This is a genomic window from Geobacter sulfurreducens PCA (genome assembly GCF_000007985.2).
In the GTDB taxonomy this organism is placed as follows: Bacteria; Desulfobacterota; Desulfuromonadia; order Geobacterales; family Geobacteraceae; genus Geobacter; species Geobacter sulfurreducens.
Window position 1 is genome coordinate 2402453 of record NC_002939.5, and the last position, 22956, is coordinate 2425408.

18 protein-coding genes are annotated in these 22956 nt (G+C 59.9%); 6 read left to right on the forward strand and 12 right to left on the reverse strand.

Features of this window, described 5'->3' with window-relative positions:
• Positions 1 to 75: 75 nt before the first annotated feature.
• The 8 genes from GS_RS11005 to miaB form a co-directional block, all read right to left on the reverse strand.
• The gene (locus GS_RS11005) at positions 76 to 1815 is read right to left on the reverse strand and encodes an aldehyde ferredoxin oxidoreductase family protein (protein ID WP_010942831.1); all 1740 of its coding nucleotides are present in this window, start codon (positions 1813 to 1815) and stop codon (positions 76 to 78) included.
• A 70-nt stretch (positions 1816 to 1885) separates the two neighbouring features.
• Positions 1886 to 2539 carry an HAD family hydrolase gene (locus tag GS_RS11010; RefSeq protein ID WP_010942832.1) on the reverse strand — a complete coding sequence of 218 codons (654 nt, stop codon included), beginning with the start codon at positions 2537 to 2539 and terminating at the stop codon, positions 1886 to 1888.
• A gap of 121 nt (positions 2540 to 2660) precedes the next feature.
• On the reverse strand, positions 2661 to 3146 hold the full coding sequence (locus GS_RS11015) for a ferritin-like domain-containing protein (protein WP_010942833.1): 486 nt from the start codon (positions 3144 to 3146) through the stop codon (positions 2661 to 2663).
• Between the two features lie 144 nt (positions 3147 to 3290).
• Positions 3291 to 4853, reverse strand: a complete 1563-nt coding sequence (guaA, locus tag GS_RS11020; protein ID WP_010942834.1) for a glutamine-hydrolyzing GMP synthase — start codon at positions 4851 to 4853, stop codon at positions 3291 to 3293.
• Positions 4850 to 6325 (reverse strand): IMP dehydrogenase, encoded by a 1476-nt coding sequence (gene guaB, locus GS_RS11025; protein WP_010942835.1) that lies wholly within the window; start codon positions 6323 to 6325, stop codon positions 4850 to 4852. Before guaB ends, guaA begins: the two co-directional genes overlap by 4 nt.
• 129 nt (positions 6326 to 6454) lie before the next feature.
• Positions 6455 to 7519 (reverse strand): M42 family metallopeptidase, encoded by a 1065-nt coding sequence (locus tag GS_RS11030; RefSeq protein WP_010942836.1) that lies wholly within the window; start codon positions 7517 to 7519, stop codon positions 6455 to 6457.
• Between the two features lie 65 nt (positions 7520 to 7584).
• A complete protein-coding gene (locus GS_RS11035; protein ID WP_010942837.1) occupies positions 7585 to 8085 on the reverse strand; it encodes a bifunctional nuclease family protein in 501 nt (166 codons plus the stop codon).
• Positions 8085 to 9425: a tRNA (N6-isopentenyl adenosine(37)-C2)-methylthiotransferase MiaB gene (gene miaB, locus GS_RS11040; RefSeq protein WP_010942838.1), complete on the reverse strand. Its 1341-nt coding sequence runs from the start codon at positions 9423 to 9425 to the stop codon at positions 8085 to 8087. Before miaB ends, GS_RS11035 begins: the two co-directional genes overlap by 1 nt.
• Before the next feature lie 442 nt (positions 9426 to 9867).
• Between miaB and GS_RS11045 the strand changes: the two genes are divergently transcribed.
• The 3 genes from GS_RS11045 (at position 9868) to GS_RS11055 (ending at position 13408) form a co-directional block, all read left to right on the forward strand.
• Entirely contained in the window at positions 9868 to 11463 is a 1596-nt protein-coding gene (locus tag GS_RS11045; protein ID WP_010942839.1) for a DUF3373 domain-containing protein, read from the forward strand.
• A gap of 114 nt (positions 11464 to 11577) precedes the next feature.
• A complete protein-coding gene (locus tag GS_RS11050; RefSeq protein WP_010942840.1) occupies positions 11578 to 11889 on the forward strand; it encodes a hypothetical protein in 312 nt (103 codons plus the stop codon).
• Positions 11890 to 12037: 148 nt separating this feature from the next.
• Positions 12038 to 13408, forward strand: a complete 1371-nt coding sequence (locus tag GS_RS11055) for a cytochrome c (protein ID WP_010942841.1) — start codon at positions 12038 to 12040, stop codon at positions 13406 to 13408.
• A gap of 142 nt (positions 13409 to 13550) precedes the next feature.
• Here GS_RS11055 and GS_RS11060 read toward each other — a convergent pair whose 3' ends face one another.
• Positions 13551 to 14474 (reverse strand): LysR family transcriptional regulator, encoded by a 924-nt coding sequence (locus tag GS_RS11060; protein ID WP_010942842.1) that lies wholly within the window; start codon positions 14472 to 14474, stop codon positions 13551 to 13553.
• 314 nt (positions 14475 to 14788) lie between these two features.
• Here GS_RS11060 and GS_RS11065 point away from each other — a divergent pair, with 314 nt between their 5' ends.
• From GS_RS11065 to rpsT, 3 genes are all read left to right on the forward strand, one after another.
• Complete coding sequence (locus tag GS_RS11065; RefSeq protein WP_010942843.1) at positions 14789 to 15880, forward strand: GSU2203 family decaheme c-type cytochrome; 1092 nt, start codon at positions 14789 to 14791, stop codon at positions 15878 to 15880.
• Positions 15881 to 15904: 24 nt separating this feature from the next.
• The gene (locus tag GS_RS11070; RefSeq protein WP_254884769.1) at positions 15905 to 18370 is read left to right on the forward strand and encodes a GSU2204 family CXXCH-containing (seleno)protein; all 2466 of its coding nucleotides are present in this window, start codon (positions 15905 to 15907) and stop codon (positions 18368 to 18370) included.
• Between the two features lie 211 nt (positions 18371 to 18581).
• Positions 18582 to 18845, forward strand: a complete 264-nt coding sequence (gene rpsT, locus GS_RS11080; RefSeq protein WP_010942846.1) for a 30S ribosomal protein S20 — start codon at positions 18582 to 18584, stop codon at positions 18843 to 18845.
• Between the two features lie 76 nt (positions 18846 to 18921).
• Here rpsT and holA read toward each other — a convergent pair whose 3' ends face one another.
• From holA to leuS, 3 genes are read right to left on the reverse strand one after another with little or no spacing between them, the layout of a single operon-like run.
• A complete protein-coding gene (holA, locus tag GS_RS11085; protein ID WP_010942847.1) occupies positions 18922 to 19935 on the reverse strand; it encodes a DNA polymerase III subunit delta in 1014 nt (337 codons plus the stop codon).
• Between the two features lie 3 nt (positions 19936 to 19938).
• Complete coding sequence (locus tag GS_RS11090) at positions 19939 to 20454, reverse strand: LptE family protein (protein WP_235044878.1); 516 nt, start codon at positions 20452 to 20454, stop codon at positions 19939 to 19941.
• An 18-nt stretch (positions 20455 to 20472) separates the two neighbouring features.
• Positions 20473 to 22947, reverse strand: a complete 2475-nt coding sequence (gene leuS, locus GS_RS11095) for a leucine--tRNA ligase (RefSeq protein WP_010942849.1) — start codon at positions 22945 to 22947, stop codon at positions 20473 to 20475.
• Positions 22948 to 22956 lie beyond the last annotated feature (9 nt).

Genomic DNA, 22956 nt, shown 5'->3' on the forward strand with positions numbered 1-22956 from the left:
CGGCCAGCAAAAATTGTTATTCAACAACCAGATAGATAAGCATTGCTCACGTATCGGTTCCGGCCACGAAGGCAATCAGGGTTGCGTGAGCAGAAAGTCCGGATCCGCAAAGGTCCCTGCCGGCGTGAGCCCCCGAATCCGGTAGTACTTCTGAAGCTCCTCGTCGAACCGGCCACGGTCGATGGGGGGAATGTCGACCCCTTCGCCGCTGGAGCCGGGTTCCGCAAAAAACCTCGCGGGCAGACAATCATCCTTCACATCAAATCCGTTCGCACAGTTGTAGAACCGTTCGGTGAGACAGATCCGCCGCCCGATCTCCTTGAGGGACTGGGGCGTGTACTCGGTGCCGGTTGCGGCGGAGAGCAGTTCGGCATACTCTTCCAGCGTTGCACCGAAAAAGGAGAACTTACAGGCGACCAGGGAGTCGATGGCGGCATTGGTGTCTTCGGCAATGGCAATGATCCGCGCCTTGCCCGAAAACGAGAAACGGTCGGTGGCCACGGGCTTGCGCAGAATCTCGTGGGAGATGGGATAGGCCCTCAGATGGCACCCCCCGCGATTGCTCGTACAGTAGGCGAGGGCCATGCCGTAGGCGCCGCGGGGATCATATGCCGGCAACTCCAGTCCCTTTACCTCCATGGACAGCTCAGGGCGGCCCAACGCTCGGGCTGCGCGCCGCGATCCCAAGGAAAGCAGCTCCCCGTCACCCCGGCGTAATGCCGTATCGACCAGCAGCCGCTGCACCTCCTCCCCGCCAGGGAAGCGGCCTCGGACCTCGCCCCAGGCCGAGAGCGTTGCGGCTGCGGAAATGGTGTCCATGCCCAGCTCATTGCACAGGGTGTTGGACTTGACGATGACATCAAGGCTCGCGATACCGTTCAGGGCGCCGAAGTGGGAAACAGTCTCGTACTCGGGGAGATGCTCACCCCGGGGCGTGCTTTTTTTGCACTGGATGGGACAGCCGTAGCAGCCGTCCTTTTTCGCCTGATAGGCGCTCCGGATGGCCGGCCCCGAGTAGTTTGCCGATCCCTCGAAGACCGTATGGCGGAAGTTTTCCGTAGGGGCCATGCGCCGCTGGCGCATGAGGTCCACCAGGGCGGGGGTGCCATATTCCGCAATGCCCAGCTCACCGAAGATGACGGGCGAGGCCCGGAACAGGCGCATGACGTCCTGCCGCGCCCGGTCGAACCGCTCCCGATCCGCAACCGCCACGGGAATATCGCCGTTCACCACGACCGCCTTGAGCCCCTTGGCCCCCATGACCGCACCAAGCCCTCCCCGCCCTACCGAATTCCCTTCGCCCATCATGATATTGGCAAAGAGAACCCCGTTCTCGCCGGCAGGTCCGATAGCGGCCACGCTACCCCGCCCTGACAGGGCCGCAACGGTTTCAGGCACCGTCTGACCCCAAAGCTCGGGCACATCCACAAACTCGACCCCGCCCGCCGTCACGACCAGGGTCACCGGCGTCTCGCTCCGGCCGGACAGGCGCAGCGCATCCACACCGAGACCCTTGAGGCGCCAAGCGAACCGCCCGCCGGCAGAACAATCGTAAATGGTGCCGGTCAGGGGCGAGCGGGACACTACCGTAAGCCGGGCCGCCGTGGGCGCAGAAGTACCGCACAGGGGCCCCACGGCGAAGATGAGGGGCATGACAGGGTCAAAGGGGTCAAGGGCATGGAAACCGCGCATGAGACGGACCCCGAGCCCTCTCCCCCCCAGGTAGGCGTGCAAGAGTTCAACCGACAGATCCTCGCGCCATGCTGCGCGGGACGACAGATCAATATTCAGAATCGTACCGGTCCAACCAAACATATACTTACCCACTTATTGCGGCGTCAAAAATAAAATAATCTTAGCCAGATGCATCATCCGACTCCTACGCTCAGACAAAGAGCGGCAGAGTCACCAGGGCACCATAGGTGTCGACCAGATAGTCGGCGTCGGCAATTTCGCTCCGTTCACCATATCCCCAGGTACACCCCACGGTGGTAACGCCCGCCCCTTTGCCGGCGGCCACGTCATTGATACTGTCGCCGATGATGACGGCCCGTTCCCGCGGCACGCCAAAGTCCGCCAACAGCTTCAGTACAGGCTCCGGTGACGGCTTGCGCGCGGGAAGCGAGTCCGCCCCCATGATCTCCTCGAACCACTGCTCGGCCCCCAGGGCAACGAGCACGCTGCGACAGAGATCGACGTTCTTGTTGGAGATGACCGCCATCCGCTTTCCCTGTCCGCGAAACCGGGCCAGCGCCTCCAGAGCACCCGGGTAGAAGGCCGTACGCACCGCGATGTGTTCCCGGTTGTAGTCGAGAAACAGCTCCAGCCCGCGCTCGATCTCTGCCGCGGCGCCGCCGGGCATGGCGCGCTCCACCAGCCGCCGCGCCCCCTGCCCCACCATGGTGCGAACGGCATCGCGGGTGAGACGCTCCCGCCCCAGCGCGGAGAGCATATGGTTCACGGCATCGGTGAGATCGTCGAGAGAATCGATAAGGGTTCCATCAAGGTCGAAGATGATAAGATCAATTGAAGGGGGCACGGCCGGGCTCCGTCATGTGATATCAGCTCAACATCTGACTATAATTGGTTTCCGTGCCCCACCGCAACAGAAAAGCCCGTCCGCAGCCGGACGGGCTTTGTAACGCCACGCGCACTCTCCGTCAGTACTCCTTGAGGTTGCTGAATTCGCCCCAGGCCAGATAGGTCTTGGGCTCCTCAATGAACGAGTAGATATTTTCAACAATGCTCAGGTGCCTCCGCTCCTCATCGGCGAGCTTGAGCAGAATGGCGCGCGTGTCCTCCCGCTCCGCCTTGGCAGCCAGATCCTCGTAAAACTTGATGCTTTCTTCTTCCTCTTTCACCACATGCCGGTAACCGTCCGGGTCGCGCCGCAGTTCCGCCACCAGATCACGTTTGCCGAGCAGCGGCTTGAACACGCACGAGGCATCATCCAGAGCAGTGAATGCGGTCGCGGCGGCATCGGCATCGCCAAGCATGGCGACGAGTTTGTCGTGGTGCTCCTTTTCAGCCGCGGCCAGCAGCCCGAAGATACTCCTCAACTCTTCCACCGGCGCAGCAGCCGCCAGTTGGCTGTAATGGGCGGCTGCCTCTTCTTCCATCCTGAGAGCGCAGTCGATGAGATTCATATTCAAGCCCCCTTTCCTTGGAGTGACTATTGGTACTCCTACTGAAAGGATACCAGATTACTCCGTTTTTTTCACGGGGGCCGAGCGGGAAAGAAGGGGTTGCATATGAAAAGGGCGCCGTTGCCGGCGCCCTTTGCGGTGTGTCTATTCCCACTCGATGGTGGCGGGAGGCTTGCTGGAGATGTCGTACACGACCCGATTGACCCCCTTGACCTCGTTGATGATCCGGCCCGAGATGCGGGCCATGTCCTCGTAGGGCAAAGGATACCAGCCCGCGGTCATGAAGTCCTTGGTCTCCACGGCCCGCAGAGCGATCACGTACTCGTAGGTCCGGCCATCCCCCATGACCCCCACGCTCTTGACGGGGAGGAAGACGGCAAAGGCCTGACTGATCTTGTCATAGTGGCCGGCGGCGTAGAGCTCCTCGATATAGATGGCGTCGGCCCGGCGCAGGATATCGGCGTACTCTTTCTTCACCTCGCCCAGAATCCTGACCCCCAGCCCCGGCCCCGGGAAGGGATGGCGCCAGACCATCTGGCGGGGCAGTCCAAGTTCCTCACCGATGGCCCGCACCTCGTCCTTGAACAGCTCCCGCAGGGGTTCGAGGAGCTTGAGCTTCATGTACTCGGGAAGCCCGCCCACGTTGTGATGGCTCTTGATGTTGTGGGCCTTGCCGGTTTTGGCCCCGGCGCTCTCGATGACATCCGGATAGATGGTCCCCTGGGCCAGCCAGGTGGCACCCTCGATGCGGCTCGACTCCTCTTCGAAGATCTCCACGAAGAGATTGCCGATGATCTTGCGCTTTTTCTCCGGGTCTGCCTCATCGGCCAGGGCGGTCAGGAACCGCTGCTCGGCATCGACCCGGATCACCTTGACGCCCAGGTTCTCGGCAAAGGTGGCCATCACCTGGTCACCCTCGGCGAGGCGCAGCAGGCCGTTGTCCACGAAGACGCAGGTGAGCTGGTCGCCGATGGCCCGATGGATAAGGGCCGCCGCCACCGACGAATCGACGCCGCCCGAAAGCCCGAGGATGACCCGCTCCCGGCCCACCTGGGCCCGGATACGGTTCACGGCGTCCTCGATGATGTGTCCGGGGGTCCACTGGCCGGTGCAGCCGCAGATCTTGCGGACAAAGGTATCGATGAGGATCTCGCCCCGGGGCGTGTGATTTACCTCCGGGTGGAACTGGACGCCGTAAAGGTTGCGCGCCGTGTCCTGGATGGCGCAGACCGGCGCGTTGGCCGTCTCCGCCACCACCTGGAACCCTTGGGGCATCCGGGAGACATGGTCGCCGTGGCTCATCCAGACCGGGCTTTTCCCTTCCACGAAGAACCCTTCGAAGAGAGGACCGGGAGTTCCCGCGGCCAAGAGGTCGGCGTGGCCGAACTCGCGCTTGCCCGCGGGTACTACCTCGCCGCCGAAGTGGCGGCTCATGAGCTGCATGCCGTAGCAGATGCCGAGCACCGGCACCCCCAGATCAAACAACGCCTCTTCCACAGCCGGCGCCCCTTCTTCGTAGACCGACTTGGGCCCCCCCGAGAGGATGATTCCCTTGGGAGCGAAGGCGCGGATGGCTTCCAGCCCCATGTCAAAGGGGTGAAGCTCGCAGTAGACGTGAGCCTCGCGCACCCGCCGGGCAATAAGCTGGGTGTACTGGGAGCCGAAGTCCAGGATCAGGATTTTTTCAGTATGGATGTCGGTGCTCATCGAACGTTCTCGACCCGGTAGTTCGGGGCTTCCTTGGTGATCATGACGTCATGGACGTGGGATTCCTTGAGGCCCGCGCCGGTGATCCGGACGAAGTGCCCCTTTTCCTGGAGCTCCCGCACGGTGCGGCAGCCGGTGTAGCCCATGCCGGCCCGCAGTCCGCCCATGAGCTGATGGACGTTGGCGGAGAGCGGTCCACGCAGCGGCACCATCCCCTCGATCCCCTCGGGAACGAGCTTCACTTCGCTTTCCACATCGCTCTGGAAGTAGCGGTCCTTGCTCCCCTGCTTCATGGCGCCGATGGAGCCCATGCCGCGGTAGCTCTTGTAGGCCCGGCCCTGATAGAGGATGGTGTCGCCGGGCGACTCCTCGGTGCCGGCAAAGAGAGAGCCGATCATGATGACATCGGCACCGGCGGCCACTGCCTTGGTCACGTCACCGGAGTACTTGACGCCGCCATCCGCGATGAGGGGGACGTCATACTTGCGGGCAACCTTGGCGCACTGGGCGATGGCGCTTATCTGGGGCACGCCGACGCCGGCAACCACGCGGGTGGTGCAGATGGAACCCGGTCCGATGCCCACCTTGATGGCGTCGACACCGGCCTTGATGAGTGCCTCGGCGGCCTCGGCAGTGGCAATGTTGCCGGCGATGAGCTCGACCCCGGGAAAGTTCGCCTTGACGGTCCGGATGGCATCGAGGACCCCCTGGGAGTGACCATGGGCCGTGTCCACCACGATAACGTCGACCCCGGCCTTGACCAGGGCGTCCACCCGGGCCTCCATGTCGCCGGAGGGGCCGACGGCGGCGCCGACCCGCAGGCGACCCAGGGCATCCTTGCAGGCATTGGGGTATTTTCTGACCTTCTCGATATCCTTGATGGTGATGAGCCCCTTCAGGTTCTTCTCCTCATCCACCACCAGCAGTTTCTCGACCCGGGTATGCTTGAGGTGTTCCTTGGCTTCTTCAAGGGTAGTGCCGACCGCTACGGTCACGAGCCGGCGCTTGGTCATGCGGGCGGAAATGGGAAGGTCCAGGTTGGTTTCGAAACGGAGGTCGCGGTTGGTGAGGATGCCGACCAGTTTCCCCTTGGAGTTGGTGACGGGTACGCCGGAAATCCGGTATTTCTCCATGATGGCCAGGGCCTCGTGGATTTTCTGGTTGGGCCGCATAGTGATGGGGTCCACGATCATGCCGGACTCGCTCTTTTTGACCTTGTCCACCTCCATGGCCTGCTCTTCGATGGTGAGGTTCTTGTGAATAATGCCGAGTCCCCCCTCGCGAGCCATGCAGATGGCGGTCCGTGCCTCGGTGACCGTGTCCATGGCTGCCGAGACGAGGGGAATGTTGAGGGTAATGTTCCTGGTCAGACGGGTGTTGAGGGAGACATCGCGGGGAAGGACCTGAGAGTGGGCGGGAACGAGCAGAACGTCGTCGAAAGTCAGACCTTCCGGAATCAATTCATCTAACATCGCGGACTCCTTTTAGTGGTGGGTCTCAAAGTATTAACCGAAAAGAATAGTGGAGGGACAAGGATGAGTCAAGGGGAAAAACCGGGGCCGGAGAGTATACGTTCCCCGGCCCCGGTCTATGGTGCGCGGTCAGCGGGGAGTGAAGTCGCCCGCCATCCCCGGCAAGGCCGCCACGATCAGCCTGACCGCCTGATCAAGATCGGAGAGGGAAATCACCTCCACCGGCGTATGCATGTAGCGGAGCGGCAGCTTGACCAGGGCGGTGGCGACGCCGCCGCGGGAGATCTGCATGACGTTGGCATCGGTACCGGAAGCCCGGGGGATACCCGTATACTGGACAGCGATCTCCTCACGCTCCGCCGTTGAGGAAAGCAGATCAAAGAGAGGCGGATTGATATTGGCCCCACGGGGCAGGATCGGCCCCTTGCCGAGCTTGACCTCGCCGTTGTGCTTCTTCTCCACGTCGGGCTGATCAGTGGCGAAGTCCACCTCGACGCAGATACCCACGTGGGGATTGACGCTGTAGGCGCTGGTTGCGCCGCCGCGCAGCCCGATCTCTTCCTGTACCGAGGAGACGCCGTACAGATCAACCGGCAGTTTCACCCCCGATTCGGCCACGGCCCGGAGCACCTCGGCCACCACGAAGCTGCCGGCCTTGTCGTCGAACGCCCGGCAGGCAACCCGATCGCCCAGCAGGCGTTCGAAGCCGGCGGCAAAGGTGACCGGGTCACCCACACGCACGTACTCCAGGGCCTCCTTCTTGTCGGTAGCGCCTATGTCGATGTACTGGGCGTCGAGGCGAACCACCTTCCGCCGGTCTTCCTCGTCCATCAAATGGATCGGCTTCTTGCCGATGACGCCTGCCACCTCGCCCTTGGCCGTGTGGATGCGAACCCGCTTCCCCGGCGTCAGGTGGGCGTCCACCCCGCCGATCGGCGCAAAATAGATGAAGCCGTTGTCGTCGATGTACTTGACCTGAAAGCCTATCTCATCCGAGTGGCCGACCACCATCACCCGCGGCAGGTTCTCCCCCCCGCCGCGAATGAGACCGATCACGTTGCCCATGACATCGGTCTTCACCTCCGCGAAGGGGGCTATGTAGTCGCGAAACACCCGTTGGGCCGGCTGCTCGTAGCCGGAAGGGCTGGGGGCCTCCACAAGTTTTTTGAAAAATTCCAGAGATTCCGGACGCATGAAAGAATCCTCCACGATAGCGGGTCAGGGGCACGGGCCACGGCCTGCCGGCCGCTGCCCTGATGTCACATGGGATACTTGCCGAGATCGGCGGGATCGAGGCCTTCGAGAAAATCGACGAAACGACGCTCGTCGGCCTCCGTGAAGTGGTCGCCCATGGTGCCGGCCGGGGCGGTCGCCTCCTCCACCAGATGGCGGGGAACCATGACCGGCAGGGCATTTTTGAGGGCGAGGACGATGGCTTCCGAAATGCGGACCGGCAGGCGCAACTCCTCTTCCCCCACCATGAGCCGGACGGAGCAGATGAACTTGCCGTCCTTGCCGCCGTCAATGGAAATATCGAGCACCTCGGCCCCCAGATGGCCGAGCAATGCCGTGAGCAGGTCCTTGCGCTCCCCCGAGGAAGAGGCGTCCCGCCTGATCAGCTCCGCCACGATATAGAGGGTGTCGGTGCCGTTGATCCAGATGGGCAGCGTTACTTCGCCGCGTTCATCCTTCAGGAGCACCACCGGCATCTGGGCGATGGAGTCAAGGGCAAAGCCGTGGATGGTCATAACGATGTGCATTACCGTGCGTCCCCTTTATCGGTGACGATTTCGCCCAGCAGCGAATTCTGATAGTCCTGGGTGATGGTTACCTCTGCCATGGTTCCGATGAGCGACTGGTCGGCCGCGAAGTTGACGATCCGGTTGCCGTCGATGCGACCGTAGAGCTGATCGCCTCGCTTGCTCACCCCCTCCACCAGGACAAGCTGGCGGGTGCCGACAAAGCTGATGTTGCGCTCGCGCTTCATCTGCTGCTGGAGTGTCTGGAGCCGGTCGAGGCGCGACTGCTTCTCCTTCCGGCTCACCGTATCCCGGATACCGGCCGCGGCCGTTTCAGGGCGCGGCGAGTAGATGAAGGAAAAGAGATCGGCGTAGCGCACTTCCTCCATGAGCGAGATGGTTGCCTGGAAGTCCTCTTCCGTCTCACCCGGGAAGCCCACGATCATGTCTCCCGTGAACTGGATACCCGGCCGGGCTGCCCTGAGGGCCTCCACCTTTTCGAGGTACCCGGCCCGGGTGTATCCCCGGTTCATGCGCGCAAGGACCGCATCGCTCCCCGACTGGGCCGGCAGATGAATGTGGCCGCACAGCTTGGGTACCTCGGCGAAGCAGGCGATGAGCTCGGGCGAGATATCCTTCGGGTGTGACGTGGTGAAACGTATCCGTTCAAGCCCCTCCACCTCGGCAATGCGACGGATGAGTCCGGCGAACGACAACTCTCCCTCGGTCTTGAGACCATAAGAGTTGACATTCTGCCCCAGAAGAGTCACTTCCTTGACACCCTCCGCAACGGACTTTCGCACCTCGTCAATTATGTCGGATGAACGGCGACTTATCTCGCGCCCCCTCACATAGGGGACAATGCAGTAGGAACAAAAATTGTCACAACCCTGCATCACCGTCACAAAGCGGGTGACACCACCCTCTCCACCTGTCTCGGGGAACAGGTCGAGCCGGGTTTCGTTGTCGATGAACCCCACCTCGGCCCGGCGCTCGCCCCGCTCGGCCGCCCGCACAATCTCCGGCAGCAGGTGGAGATTGTGGGTGCCGAAGACCAGATCGAGCCAGGGAACCTTCTGCAGCAGGCGCTCTCCCTCCTGCTGTGCCACACACCCCCCCACGCCGAGCAGGAATCCCTTCTTCCTGCTCCGGACGCCCTTGAACCGGCCAAGGTGCCCGTATACTTTCTGCTCGGCCTTGGCCCTCACGCTGCACGTGTTGAGAATGACCAAGTCGGCCCGTTCCGGATCGTCGGTGGGGAGATACCCCTCATCTTTCAGGAGCGTCGCGATCTTTTCGGAGTCGTTGACATTCATCTGACATCCGAATGTTTCTACATACAGATACTTGTTTTCCGTCACGTAGTGCCTCTTTCCAGGTAACTCCCGCCTATAGTAAGCAATCGGGGGCTCGGACGTCAACCGCTATCGCCACCGGGCATCCGTCATGGCCGCGTTACGTGATTCTGCCAATTGACCGAGGCGATTTCGCCATGTGACGGAACCGAAACACAGGTTTTGCAACCAACATACAGAAATACAGATATTTGCATTTTATATCTTAATTGGTCTTTATATTGCATAGCTGGAATGTTTAAGTATCACGATTATGTGAATGCGATTGGCAAAACACGGGGGTCGCTTTAAAATTAACAAAATTTTATGTCAGGCCACCGCTCCCGACACGAAGGAGGTGAAGACACAGCATCAATACGGCGGACTCAAACGCATCCCCCCGCCGAAGTATCAAAGCGGTTCGCGGCACGGTAGTTCACTTTTATTGTTTTATGGGAAAGGAGAGCACATGAAGCGTATGTCCAAAAAGGTTCTGGCAGCTGCCCTTCTGCTCGGTCTCAGCCAACCGTTCTCGGTTATGGCGGCCGATACCGACCTGCAGAAGAAGATGGAAAGCCTCGAGAAAGAACTTGAGGCCCTGAAGCAGCAGATGCAGGACACCGACAAGAAGGTCGATAAGGTTGAGCAGAAGTCCCTGGGTCGCTGGCTGACCATCAGCGGGGATTACCGGTTCAGGGTCGACTCTCTCAAGGGCAAAATTGTAGATCACGCCAGCGGTCCTGTGTTCGGACAAACATACATGGCAAGGCTACTGGCAGGAGATACCCCCAACGTCGCACAGGCGACAGCTTTTGCCGCATCACAGCAGGCTGGTCAAGGATACAAACCCAAAAACGACTCTCTTATGACCCACCGCTTCGGGCTTAATCTTAAAGCCAAAGCCACCAAAGATGTTTCTGTCACTGCACGCCTTCTCATGTACAAAACCGCAGGCGCTCAAGATGATGATGCCGTAACCCCGGGTTACTTTGCAGATCGAACCGGCGTATTCGATGGAACACTTGGCCACATACCTTCTGACGGTCGACTCGCCGTTGACCGCGCCTACGCGACATGGAGCAACATCGGTGACGAGCCAATTTGGTTCTCAGTTGGTCGTAGGCCCTCAACTGGCGGAGTACCAACTCACCTTAAGGAGAACAGGGAAAAACCTGACAGCAGTGGAACTCCTGCGCTTCTAGTTGATTATGCCTTTGACGGCATGACTGTAGGATGGGCGCCTGACCTTGAGGCGCTACCAGGAGCATATGCTAAGATCTGCTATGGTAGAGGTTTCGAAAACGGATTCACTGGGAAAAACGTCAACAATAGTCTCCATGACACCGACATGCTCGGCGTGCAGATTATACCTTATGACACAGATGCACTCAGTATATTTTTCCAGTACAACAGAGGCTTCAACATTTTCGACTTTCCGAAGATGACTAGCTCAGCATTCGGCGACACGGCTCCAAGTACTGACCTAGGTGCCATCGACTGGTATGGGCTAAACTTCCTAGGCAAAGTAAAGAACATCGGCATTGGTAATTTCAATTGGTTTGTAAGTGGTGCCATAAGTGACGCTCAACCGAACAAAAATGTATCTGTCGCCGCAGGCAATCTCGGTCTTATGAACGGCACTTTCCTTGGCCAACAGGATGCAAGCAGCTTCAAGGATCGAACCGGTTGGGCCGTATACGCTGGCGGAAGGTACGACATCGAGTCAACCGGCACCAAACTCGGCTTCGAATACAACCATGGTTCCAAAAACTGGATCACCTTTGCTCCGTCTGCCGATGATATGTGGACATCAAAGGTGGGAACCCGAGGCAACGCCTACGAGGGTTACATAATTCAAGAACTGAAGCTGCAGCCCATCTCTTCATATCTGAGCAAAGTATTTTTCAAGCTCGGCTATCAGTATTATGATTTTGAGTACACTGGCAGTAACAATTGGGTCGGAGCACCCCAAAAAATTGCAGACATTAAAGCTTCCGATCTCCAACTGATGGCTCCAGTTAAATACGCACAAGACATCTATGCAACCTTCGAGGTACACTTCTAGGCCACAGCAGATGAACACCGGGAGGGAGGGCGCCAGCCCCCCTCCCCCAGCCCTACGGGGCACCATGCCACAGGCGGCCTGCTCCGCCAACAACAGTACAAAGGAGACGGAACAATGAAAAAAGCAGTATCGATCGTTATGGCACTCGCACTCCTCACCATGAGCCTCGTTACCTTTAGCGGCACGGCCAGCGCCGCCGAAGTGAAGATGATCGCCACCATCAAAAAGATTGAGATGAAGGGCAGCGCGGCAACGGTTACCCTGAAGGACACCAAGAGCGACAAGACCGTAACCGTTACGGTCAAGGACGAGCTTACTCTCGACAAGTTCAAGGACAAGCGGATCGTTGAGGGCGACGAAATTCGCCTGAAGTATGACGATGCAACGGGTGAGTCCAAGCTCTTCAGAAAGACCGCCGGCTGCTGATGCTCCGGGGGCGCTGGAGCCCTCTGCGGAACCGTTGCAGCCCGGGCGCCTCGGCTGCAATTTTCTTCCGTTAATTAATCGTTTTATTTAGATATATCATCTATATGTATAGCCAAATAAAACGAACAACTTACGCACGAGGTACCCAATGAAGAATACGACGTTCATCGCCACCCTCATGGCGAGCGTGGCAGTGGCGGCCCTGGTACAGGCCAAGGATCATCCGGGCAAGGAATATATCCAGAAAAACGGCTACCAGGGGCCGGCAACCTGCGAGGTCTGCCATCCCGGCGCGGCAAAGGAGTTCCTGAACTCCGTGCACTGGAAGCACGCCTCGAAGGTCGACAACGTTGAGAACATTGACCCGAAGCAGGAATACGGCATGAAAAACCGTATCTACACCATGTGCAACGGGAACGACATCGTCAACAATCTGAAGGAGATTCCGCCCAGCCCCGAGACGGGCAAGACCAAGTACTCGGGCTGCAACTCCTGCCATCCCGGGAATCACATCCAGGACGTGGGGAGCACCGGGCCCGAAGCGGAAGCCGCAGTGGACTGCCTTGTCTGCCACTCCTCCACCTATGATCACAGCAAGCGCAAGCCCTTCAAAGACGAGAAGGGGAACGTGGTGCTCGGCCAGGATCGCAGCACCGATGCGGCCCTTTCCATTGCCACCCCGACGGTCAAGAACTGTATGACCTGCCACGAGGCTGCAGGGGGCGGCGTGCTGGTGAAGCGCGGGTTCGCCTTCAACAAGGAGCACGATGTCCATGCGGCCAAGGGGATGGTCTGCGTCGACTGCCACAAGACGAAGAACCACAAGATCCCCACGGGCTACGATCCGAACAACTGGGCCCATGACGGCGTACGTCTCTCCTGCACCGACTGCCACACGGCAAAGCCCCACAAGGACGAGGACTACAACCGCCATACGGCGCGCATCGCCTGTCAGACCTGCCACATCCCCCGGACCGGCGGCGCCTTTGCCAAGGATTTCACGAAGTGGGAACAGCTCTCCAACAAGTTCTACGAGCCGACCACGCTCAAAAAAGAAGCAAATGAAACGGCTCCCGTCTACGCATGGTACAACCTGACCGTGGCCAACCGCCCTGACTTCATCGGGCCCAAGGGTGACCGCAAGGACGGCAAGAGCAAGATCTACCCTTTCAAGATCTTCCAGGGCAAGGCGTACTTTAACAAGAAGGACGGCCAGCTCCTGTCCATGGACTTCGCTCCGCCCATGGCAACGGGTGACACCCTCGCCGGCGTGGCATCAGCTGCCAAAATCCTTGGGATCAAGGATTACGAACCGGTCCCCGGCTGGCAGACCATCTACTTCGGCAGCAACCACCAGGTGGCTCCCAAGGAGAAGGCTCTTACCTGCTATAACTGCCATGCTCCCAACGGCATTCTGAACTTCCGCGAGCTCGGCTATTCGTCCGACGAGGTCAAAAAGCTCACGAGCCCCGAACTCTACTTTGAGAAAATCGCAGAGAAGATGCGGGAAGAGTGGTAATCGCGACGTAATCTTCAACGTTCCCGATACAATGGGAGGTGGACCCAGTCCACCTCCTTTTTTTGTGCCCGCCGTCAGGGTACAAAAAAGCCCGCTGCCGCAGGGGCAACGGGCTCCGGTCCGTCATGCACGCACACTTCTTTCAGGTGGGGCAGGAACTTCGGTGACACTGGTCGGTAAACACCGTGTCCAGGCACGCCAGGAAGTCGCTGACCAGCCGATCCTGCACCTTGCTCCTGCTCAGGGCGACCGTCCGCTGGCGGCTGTGGCAGAATCCCTCGACTCTGTGCTGCTTCAGCTGGCCGTTTTCCAGATATTTATTCACCAGACAGGAGGAAACGAACGCCACCCCTCCCCCGTCAAGGACCGTATCGACCGTGAGATGCAGATCGTCATAGACCACGGTGCTCCGGAACCCCTCCAGGTCCTTGCCGATGGAGGCAAGATTGAGCCTGAGCAGTTTCTTGGAACTGCAGCCGTCCTTGCGCGTGATGAGGCGTTCCTCGAAGAGCCGCTCGATCGTCACGAGCGGAGTGGGGATGCCGAGAGACGGCGCGCTCACGAAGACCAGTTCGTCCCGCGGCAGGGTCGCAGTATGGAAATCGGCCAGGTCCAAGTCTTCGCAGTGCTCTATGATACCGATATCGAACTCCCGTTCGGCCAGCCCCTTTACCGCCTGCTCCGGGCTGTAGAACATGAACTTGAGATCGACGATATCGGCGTTGCGCAGCATGAACCGGTTGAGAACCTTGGGCATGTGGGCGATGCCGAACGATGGCGTACAGCAGATGGAAAGGCGCTGCCTTCCGGTAAATTTCTTGAGTTCGTCCTGCAGTGTCTTCTCGATGTCGAGGATGGCCTGGGCCTTCCGTACCACGGCCTCACCTGCAGCGGTGAGCATCATGACAGGACCCGAGCGATCCAGCAACTCGCAGCCGTAACGCTCCTCGAGGAACTTGACCCGTTGCGACACCGCAGATTGGGTGATGCACAGCTCTGCAGCGGCCTTGGAAAAACTTCCTTTCTCAGCCGTCACGATGAGCGTTTTGAGATACAGCGTCTCCATACCAAACCTTCCCGAAAGAAACTTCCCCAACCATCCTCTAGATAACGACCCATCATAAATAAAATTATCGATGCCGCCGCTGAAGCCGCATTAGAACTGCGTGTTTTTTCATACCTATAAGTTTTGCTTATACAAACACAAATAAAATGCGGTTTCTAATGTGTGCTTTCAGAAGTACTATTTGCATTCGTGAAGACGCAATAACCTTGCCACGACCACTAACCCATGGAAGGAGGAAATAGATACCCGATTATCATTCGATATTCTGAATAGTTAGAAATTCCAAGAACAACACACCAACGAAAGGAGCAACCATGCGAAACAAGCTGTATGGCGTGAAAGCGCTAAAAATGGCCGGAATGGTCGCGATTTCGCTGCTTGTCGGTGCCTGCGCCACCGGGAAGATCAGGGAACGGGTCCTGACATTGCCGACCATCGAAGGCGCTTCGTACGTCGGCGACACAGACTGTGCCCAGTGCCATGACAAGATCGCGGCACCCTTCGTCCGGAGTATTCACGGCCGGATCGCCGACTTCGAAGTGATGGGGGGAACCAGGGGATGCGAGTCATGCCACGGTGCCGCCAGCCTTCACACCACGGAAGGAGATTCCGCCAAGATTCTTTCGTTCGCAAGCCTGTCGTCGGACCAGGCATCTGCCGTCTGCCTCAAATGCCACTCGGCCGGCACCCACATGGAGTGGGCAGGCAACGAACATGCCCTCAACGATGTGGCCTGCACCGACTGTCATAAAATCCACCAGGACAAGACCGTTGCCCCGCACAGCCTGAAAATGGCACAGCCCGAGCTCTGCTACTCCTGCCATCAGGAGTATCGCGCAAAGGCCAACTTCCCTTCCCACCATCCCATCCGAGAGGGGAAAATGACCTGCACGAGCTGCCACGAAGCCCACGGTTCCGGCCAGAAGAACCTGAAGACCGAGGAGCGGGTGAACGACCTCTGCCTTAACTGCCACAGCCGCTACCAGGGGCCCTTCGTCTTCGAGCATGCGCCGGTCCAGGAAGACTGCACCATCTGTCATGACGCACACGGCACCGTAGCCAACAACCTGCTTCGCCAGAGCGAGCCCTTCCTCTGCCTCCAGTGCCACGAGAGCCACTTCCACATCACCCGCGAGGGAGCCACGATCCCGGCGGGCAATGTCGCCCTTGACGCCAACAAGGACGGGGGCACCACCTACCCTGCCGGCCAGACGATCAGCTCATCCAACAGCGTAACCATGCCGAACAATCTCGGCGCTGAAGGATGGCGGATGGCCTTCGGCACCAAGTGCAGCGTATGCCACACCCAGGTGCACGGCAGCGACCTTCCCTCCCAGACCGCACCCACGGTCAACAGCACCGGCACCAGGGGATGGCCGTCCGGCGGCAAGGGATTGACCCGCTAACAACTTCTAGAGAAAGGAGCTTCTATGCGACATATCGGTAAATGGCTCATGCCGTTGCCCGTACTGATCCTCTGCGCCCCGCTTGCTCTCCTTGCCGAGGAAGGTCACAAGCCCTTCTCGGCCACCATGGAAACGGGTGGAGCGGGGCTTGCGGTCTCCGACGACATCAGCCGGGTGAACGAATATTCCTCCGTCAGAACCGAGCCCGGCATCAACCCGTACGGCAAGGTCGACATCCAAATCGACAAGGGAGGAGTCGAACTGGACCTCAACAGCCGCTACCTGGATTCCCGCGACCAGACCCACGGTGCGCGGATCGACGTGAAGCGGTTCTTCAAGAGCAGTTTCAGCTACGATGCCTTCCAGCACTGGCTCGACCATGACAAACTCCAGTATCTGGATGCCTCGATCCCGGCTGCACCGGTGGCGGGCGCGTTCGATACCACCGGAGCCATCCTCGGCGTGCCCACCGCTACCGGCACCACAAATCTTTACGCGTACACCGCCAACCCGATCGGACCGAACTTCGCGCCCAACTTCCTCGTTACGCGCAGATCCGACGGGGCTCGCTTCGTAACCAACGTGGCGCCGTCCGACACGGCAACCTATGCCGTTCAGCAACTCGGCCGGGCATCACTGTACGGCGAGGATATGGTTCCGAACCAGGACTTTTCCATCGTGCGGCGGGAGTGGAAGAGCAATTCCGACTTCACCATCCCCCAACTGCCCAATCTCACCTTTCACTTCGGTTTCCGGGAGGAGACCCGTGAAGGGTGGGAGCAATCCATCGGCATGAGCAAGTGCACCTCGTGCCACATTACCGGCCAAAGCAAGCAGATCAGCGAAAGCACCCGCGACCTGACCGCGGGAGTGACCGGCAAATTCGGTCTCCTGACCATGAACTACACCTATCTGAACCGCCAGTTCCGTGAGAACGGCGCCGATCCGGTCCGCCGCTACGACCCGGCCCTCTCGCCAGGGGCAGCGCTGCCTGCAAACTACTATACCGGGGCAAACTCCCCCCCCACCTTCGACAACCGGATGCTCTACGATTACCGGGACGGCTACCTGCCTTACGACGTGACCCCAGACTCCAACAAGGACAGCCACGTTGTCAAAGCCAAGGTTGATCTTCCCCGGGACACCACGGTCTTTGCCAGCTACGTGAAAGCAACGGTGGATAGCGACAAATCGGACGATCCCGGCTACTTCACCCTGGACAAGAAGACCCTCGAATCCGAGTATGACGCCTGGAGCGGCAAGGTCAGCACCACTCTCTGGAAACGACTGACTCTCACTCTTCGGGGCAAGCTGGAAAAACTCCAGGATGACGACGTGGCCATCACCTACACGCCCATCGCCTACAACGACGGCAATGCCGCCAATGACATCTTCGGCTTCCCCGGCGCCACGGCTTCGGACATCCTGATGCTGCAAACCATCAACCGCCACTCCAGCGCATCGCGCGACGTGGCGACCCTGGGGCTCGACTCGGTCTACCGCCTGGCGAAGCGAACCACCCTCCGCCTCTCCTACGAGTTCAAAAACGAGGATCGCGACGACTCCTTCTTCGGCACAACCAAGACGCACACCGTCAAGGCCGCCCTCAACGCCAGGCCCACCAATACCCTTTCGGCCCGGGCAAGCTACACCTTCAAGGCCATCGAAAACCCTTTCCAGAACCCAACCGCCGGGCTGGTCCCCTTCACCCAGTCGGCCAGCGGCTACGGCTACCTGGTGGGCAACGGCCCCACCTATGGCGTTGAGTTTTACGACCGCAGGACTGCCGACCTGACCAACCGCCCCGACACGGTCCACGAGGGGAGCCTTTCCACCACCTGGTCCCCCTCGCCGCGCTTCTCCGCCACGGCCTTCGTGCGGGTGAAGAATGAAAGCAACGACCTGAATAAAACCACCTGGAAACAGGAGACTTACGTGCCGGGCGTATCGCTCTGGTACGCCCCCTCGGACAAGGTGAGCATGACCCTGGCATACACCTATCTCAAGCAGACGACCGAGAATTCAATGTGCCAGGGGCTTTACGACGGCTGAGCGGGCATCATCGTATCGGGCCAGTTTGGCTCGACTTGTGACGAATACCAGTACGACACCGACGTCCACACGGTATCGCTCACCACAAACTATGACGCAACCGAGAAGCTCAAGCTCTTCGCCAATGCCATGTACAACGACGCCGAAGCCCGCATGAACGGCCTCTATTTCCCCTCGTTCGCGGAACTCGGCTACACGGACCCGGTCCTCACCTCCGCCTTCTACGGTCTGCAAAACCTGCCGCGCATCCAGGAGTATTCCGACCTCCGCTACCGGCAGATCGACCTGAGCGCCGGGGGAACGTACCAATTCACCCCCAATCTTTTCATGACCGCCCAGGCCGGATTCCAGCAGTTCATGGACGATGCCCCCTATGTCTACGGTGACCAGGACGGCATCACCTACACCGGGTCGGTCGGAATCGGTTATAAGTTCTAGATCGGCGTGCCCTTCAGGGGCCTCCTTCCTGGAATGTCATCGGGCGGACCGAACGGTCCGCCCTTTTTTGTCCGTCGCCGAAGAGCGAGACACTGGCGAAAAGGTATTTTGGGCTTGACAGTATCGTCTGCTCGGTGCTATTTAAATACCTTTCGAAAACGAAGAAATCACTCCTCGAACGATACTCAATAGAATTACATGGAGGTGCAGTTTGGCTCACCACAAATCGGCCCTGAAGAGAATCAAGCAGAACAAGAAGAAGTACCTGAGGAACAAGCACATCCGCTCTACCCTGCGGACCTTCATAAAGCGCGTGCGCGAGGCTGTTGAGGCCAAGAATGCGGACCAGGCCCGGCAAGCCCTGCTGGCCGCCATCCCGGTCATCGACAAGGCGGCCTCCAAAGGGGTCATTCATGCCTCCAATGCTTCCCGGAACGTCTCCCGCCTGACAAAGCTCGTCAACACCCTCGGCTAGACGTACCGCTACAGAACAGTTACACAAAAAGGGGGCTCCGTCGGGAGCCCCCTTTTTATTGCTGTAAAGCGTTGCGTTACCTCTTCCGCCGTCCCATCCCGCACACGTCCATCACCAGCCGTTCCATGACCAGCGAAGGTTTTCCGCCGCCACCGACTCCCTTGAGGGCGAGATCGGCTGCATAGAGCCCCTCGAAGACCCGGCGCAGGTCTGCCACGGTGAAGTTGCGGGCCTGATCCATGACCCCCTTGAGGAAGTAGGGATTGATGCCGGTTCTGCGGGCGACCTCCTGTTGCTGGACCTTGGCGGCCATGAGCTCGCGCACCCGCCAGAGCTGGCGGAAATGCCGCGCTATCATGGCCAGAAGCATGAGTGGGGCCTCGCCGTCCCGCAAAATAGTGGCCAGGCTCCGCAGAGACTTGCCCAGATCACGCTCTCCCAGAGCGTTGGCCAGGTCGAAAACGCTTTCCACCTTGGTATCGGATACCACTTCCCGCACATCCTCTACCGTGAGCGTCTCCCTCGTACCCACAAAGGTGGCCACCTTTTCCAGCTGGGTCGCCAGTTCCCCCAGATTGTTCCCCACGAGATAGACGAGCATTTCAACGGCAGCGCCGTCGATCCGCTTGCCGAGACTCCGGGCCTCGTCACGGATGAATACGCCGAGCTGGTTCTCGTAGGGACGCTTGAACTCGACCAGTTCTCCCTTTTTTGCCAGATCCAGGAAAAACTTCTTCCGCTTGTCGATCTTGTCGCCCACAAAGAGGAGACAGGTCTGGGGAGCGGGATCGGCAACGCAGGCGGCAAGGGTTTCGAGAGCAGCGGCCGACAGATCGCCGGCCCGCTTGACGAGCACCATGCGGCGGTCGGCGAACATGGGCAGGGTCTGGGCGGCAGTGGCGATATCATCCCCCTTGCTCTCGTTGCCGTAGAATACGTCCAGGTTGAAATCGCGGAAATCCGCCGACACGACCCGTTCCGTGAGACGCTTGACGGCCCGCTCCATCAGATAGGGCTCGTCTCCGTAAAAATAGTAAAGGGGGGCAATCTCCCCCCTTTCAATGGCGTTATCCAGTTCGTCGGATTTCATGGTTCAAAAGTTCTCGGACATCCTGAGGGTCAGTTCGCGCGCCAGGCGGCGGCAGATGACGGCTATGGCCTGCTCTTCACTGTTCTGCTGAAGTACCAGGTCGTCATTGGCTGGGAAGTCCTGGTAAGCGGAAAGGCTCCCCTTCCAGAGAACCTGCCCCGAGTCGGTGCGCCGGAGCGTAGCTTCCACCGTGACCGTGGCCCGGTACTCCTTCACCGTGTCGGTGGCGGTGTACGAGACCGCGGCAGTACCGTAGGAGACAACGGCACCGGACAGGGTCAACTCACCGCTGTCCTCCACGGCGCGGCTCCCCTCGCGGCGCACGAACTCGTCGATGAGGGAGTTCGTCAGCACCGCCTCCACGTTGGGCCGGTAGCTCTTGTTGGTAAAGATGTCAACGTGGACGGTCTTGTCCGCCAACGCCGACCCTTCCCCCCCGATCCTGGCCGCGCGGTAGCCGCACCCGCCCCCTGCGGCTAGCACAAGGGCCGCGAGCCCTGCGATCAGGAATCGTGTCATCAGGGAACGGGTCACCGGTCACCCCACCACGATATTGAGAAGCTTGCCGGGGACATAGATGGCCTTACGGATCTGCTTCCCGTCAAGCCACGGCTTTACCTTGTCGTCGGCAAAGGCCGCGGCCTTTACCTGCTCCTCGCCGGCATCCACGGCAACCGTAACCTTGCCGCGCAGTTTGCCGTTCACCTGCACCACAATGAGGAGTTCCTCCTCAACAGTCGCCTCGGGATCGTAGGAAGGCCAGCCGGACGCCTCCACGCCTCCCTGGTGTCCCAGGGACTCCCAAAGCTCCTCGGCCACATGAGGAACAAAGGGTGCGAGCAGTTGCACGACGCTTTCCACCGCCTCCCGGAGAACCGGGGCGTTTTCAGGAGCGTTCTTCGGCTCGAAGGACTGGATGGCGTTCACCAATTCCATGACCGCCGAGATGGCCGTATTGAAGTGGAACCGCTCGTCCAGGTCATCGGTCACCTTACGGATGGTCTTGTGCACGGTCCGGCGCAGGTCGCGCGCTCCATCGCCCAGGGCGGCCGGGTCGGGCTTGCCCGCGGAGCCGATGAAGGGCAGAACCTCGAAGACCAGGCGCCAGACGCGATTGAGGAATCGGAAGCTTCCCTCGACTCCCTGGTCGCTCCAGTCAAGATCCTTCTCGGGAGGCGCGGCGAACAGGGTGAACAGCCGGGCCGTGTCGGCGCCGTAGCGCTCGATCAGGGCGTCGGGGTCTACCACGTTCCCCTTGGACTTGCTCATCTTGGCCCCGTCCTTGATGACCATCCCCTGGGTGAGGAGGTTCTTGAACGGTTCGGCCACGGTCACGTACCCCAGGTCGCGCAGGGCCTTGGTGAAAAAGCGCGAGTAGAGGAGGTGAAGAACGGCGTGCTCGATGCCGCCGATGTACTGGTCAACGGGCATCCAGTACCCGGCCCGGGCCCGGTCGATGGGGCCGCAGGCGAAATCGGGGCAGCAGTAGCGGAGAAAATACCAGGAGGACTGGACAAAGGTGTCCATGGTGTCGGTTTCGCGCCGAGCCTCGGCACCGCACTGGGGACAGGTGACGTTGACGAACGATTCGACCCTGGCAAGGGGATTGCCCCCCTCGCCCGTGAACTCGGCGTCCATGGGGAGAACCACCGGCAGATCCTTGTCCGGCACCGGCACCACGCCGCAGATATCGCAGTTGATGACGGGAATCGGGTTCCCCCAGTAGCGCTGGCGGGAGATACCCCAATCGCGCAGCCGGTAGTTGACGGTCTTGGTGCCGACCCCTTCCTGCTCCAGGTAATCGGCAATCTTCTCCTTGGCCTCATCACTCTTCATTCCGTTGAAGGGGCCGGAGTTGACCATGGTCCCCACCTCGGTATAGGCGGCGGTCATGGCGGCAGGGTCGAGGGTTTCGCCCTCGGGCTGGATCACCACCTGGAGCGGCAGGTCGTACGTGCGGGCGAACTCGAAATCGCGCTGGTCATGGGTGGGCACCGCCATGACCGCGCCGGTGCCGTAGTCGAGCAGGACGAAGTTGGCGAGATAGACCGGCATCCGCAGATTGGTTACCGGATTGATGCAATAGGCGCCGGTGAAGACCCCTTCCTTCTCAAAATCCTCGGCGGTCCGCTTGATCTTGTCGGTCTTCTTGACCTTGTCGATGAACGCCTCCACCTCGGCGCGGCGCTCCGGCGTGGTCAGCTCCAGGGCCTGCGGGTGCTCGGGCGCCAGGGACATGAACGTGGCGCCGTAGAGGGTGTCCTGACGGGTGGTGAACACCTTGACCTTCTCGACTTTCCCCTCGACCGGGAAATCGATCTCGCAGCCGAAGCTCTTGCCGATCCAGTTCCGCTGCATCACCAGAACCCGCTCGGGCCAGCCGGGAAGGTTCCAGGTATCCTCAAGCAGTTCCTCGGCGTAGCGGGTGATTCGGAAGAACCACTGGTCGAGCTCTTTCTGGGTCACATCGCTGTCGCAACGCCAGCAGCAGCCGTCCTCCACCTGCTCGTTGGCGAGCACCGTCTCGCAGGCGGGGCACCAGTTCACAAAGGAACTCTTCTTGTAGACGAGCCCCTTCTCATACATTTCCAGGAACATTTTCTGTTCCCACTTGTAGTAGTCGACATCGCAGGTGGCAAGTTCGCGGCCCCAGTCATAGGAAAGGCCCATCTTCTTGAGCTGGCTCCGCATGTAGTCGATGTTCTCGTAGGTCCACTTGGCCGGATGGCTGCCATGCTTGATGGCGGCGTTTTCGGCCGGCATGCCGAAGGCATCCCATCCCATGGGGTGCAGGACGTTGAAGCCGCGCATCCTCTTGAACCGGCCCACCACGTCGCCGATGGAGTAGTTGCGCACATGCCCCATGTGAATGCGGCCCGAGGGATAGGGAAACATCTCGAGCAGGTAATATTTCGGCTTCGACGGATCTTCGGTGACCGTGAAGGTTTTGTTCTCTTCCCAGATTTCCTGCCACTTCCCCTCAACGTTTTTGGGGATGTAACGCTCTTGCACGCCGGCACC

Coding starts and splice junctions, on each gene's coding strand:
- GS_RS11005 (WP_010942831.1), bottom strand. CDS start 1,815: ATGTTTGGTTGGACCGGTACGATTCTGAATATTGATCTGTCGTCCCGC.
- GS_RS11065 (WP_010942843.1), top strand. CDS start 14,789: ATGCGAAACAAGCTGTATGGCGTGAAAGCGCTAAAAATGGCCGGAATG.
- GS_RS11035 (WP_010942837.1), bottom strand. CDS start 8,085: ATGCACATCGTTATGACCATCCACGGCTTTGCCCTTGACTCCATCGCC.
- GS_RS11045 (WP_010942839.1), top strand. CDS start 9,868: ATGAAGCGTATGTCCAAAAAGGTTCTGGCAGCTGCCCTTCTGCTCGGT.
- GS_RS11015 (WP_010942833.1), bottom strand. CDS start 3,146: ATGAATCTCATCGACTGCGCTCTCAGGATGGAAGAAGAGGCAGCCGCC.
- GS_RS11030 (WP_010942836.1), bottom strand. CDS start 7,519: ATGCGTCCGGAATCTCTGGAATTTTTCAAAAAACTTGTGGAGGCCCCC.
- GS_RS11050 (WP_010942840.1), top strand. CDS start 11,578: ATGAAAAAAGCAGTATCGATCGTTATGGCACTCGCACTCCTCACCATG.
- GS_RS11090 (WP_235044878.1), bottom strand. CDS start 20,454: ATGACACGATTCCTGATCGCAGGGCTCGCGGCCCTTGTGCTAGCCGCA.
- guaA (WP_010942834.1), bottom strand. CDS start 4,853: ATGAGCACCGACATCCATACTGAAAAAATCCTGATCCTGGACTTCGGC.
- GS_RS11060 (WP_010942842.1), bottom strand. CDS start 14,474: ATGGAGACGCTGTATCTCAAAACGCTCATCGTGACGGCTGAGAAAGGA.
- holA (WP_010942847.1), bottom strand. CDS start 19,935: ATGAAATCCGACGAACTGGATAACGCCATTGAAAGGGGGGAGATTGCC.
- GS_RS11055 (WP_010942841.1), top strand. CDS start 12,038: ATGAAGAATACGACGTTCATCGCCACCCTCATGGCGAGCGTGGCAGTG.
- guaB (WP_010942835.1), bottom strand. CDS start 6,325: ATGTTAGATGAATTGATTCCGGAAGGTCTGACTTTCGACGACGTTCTG.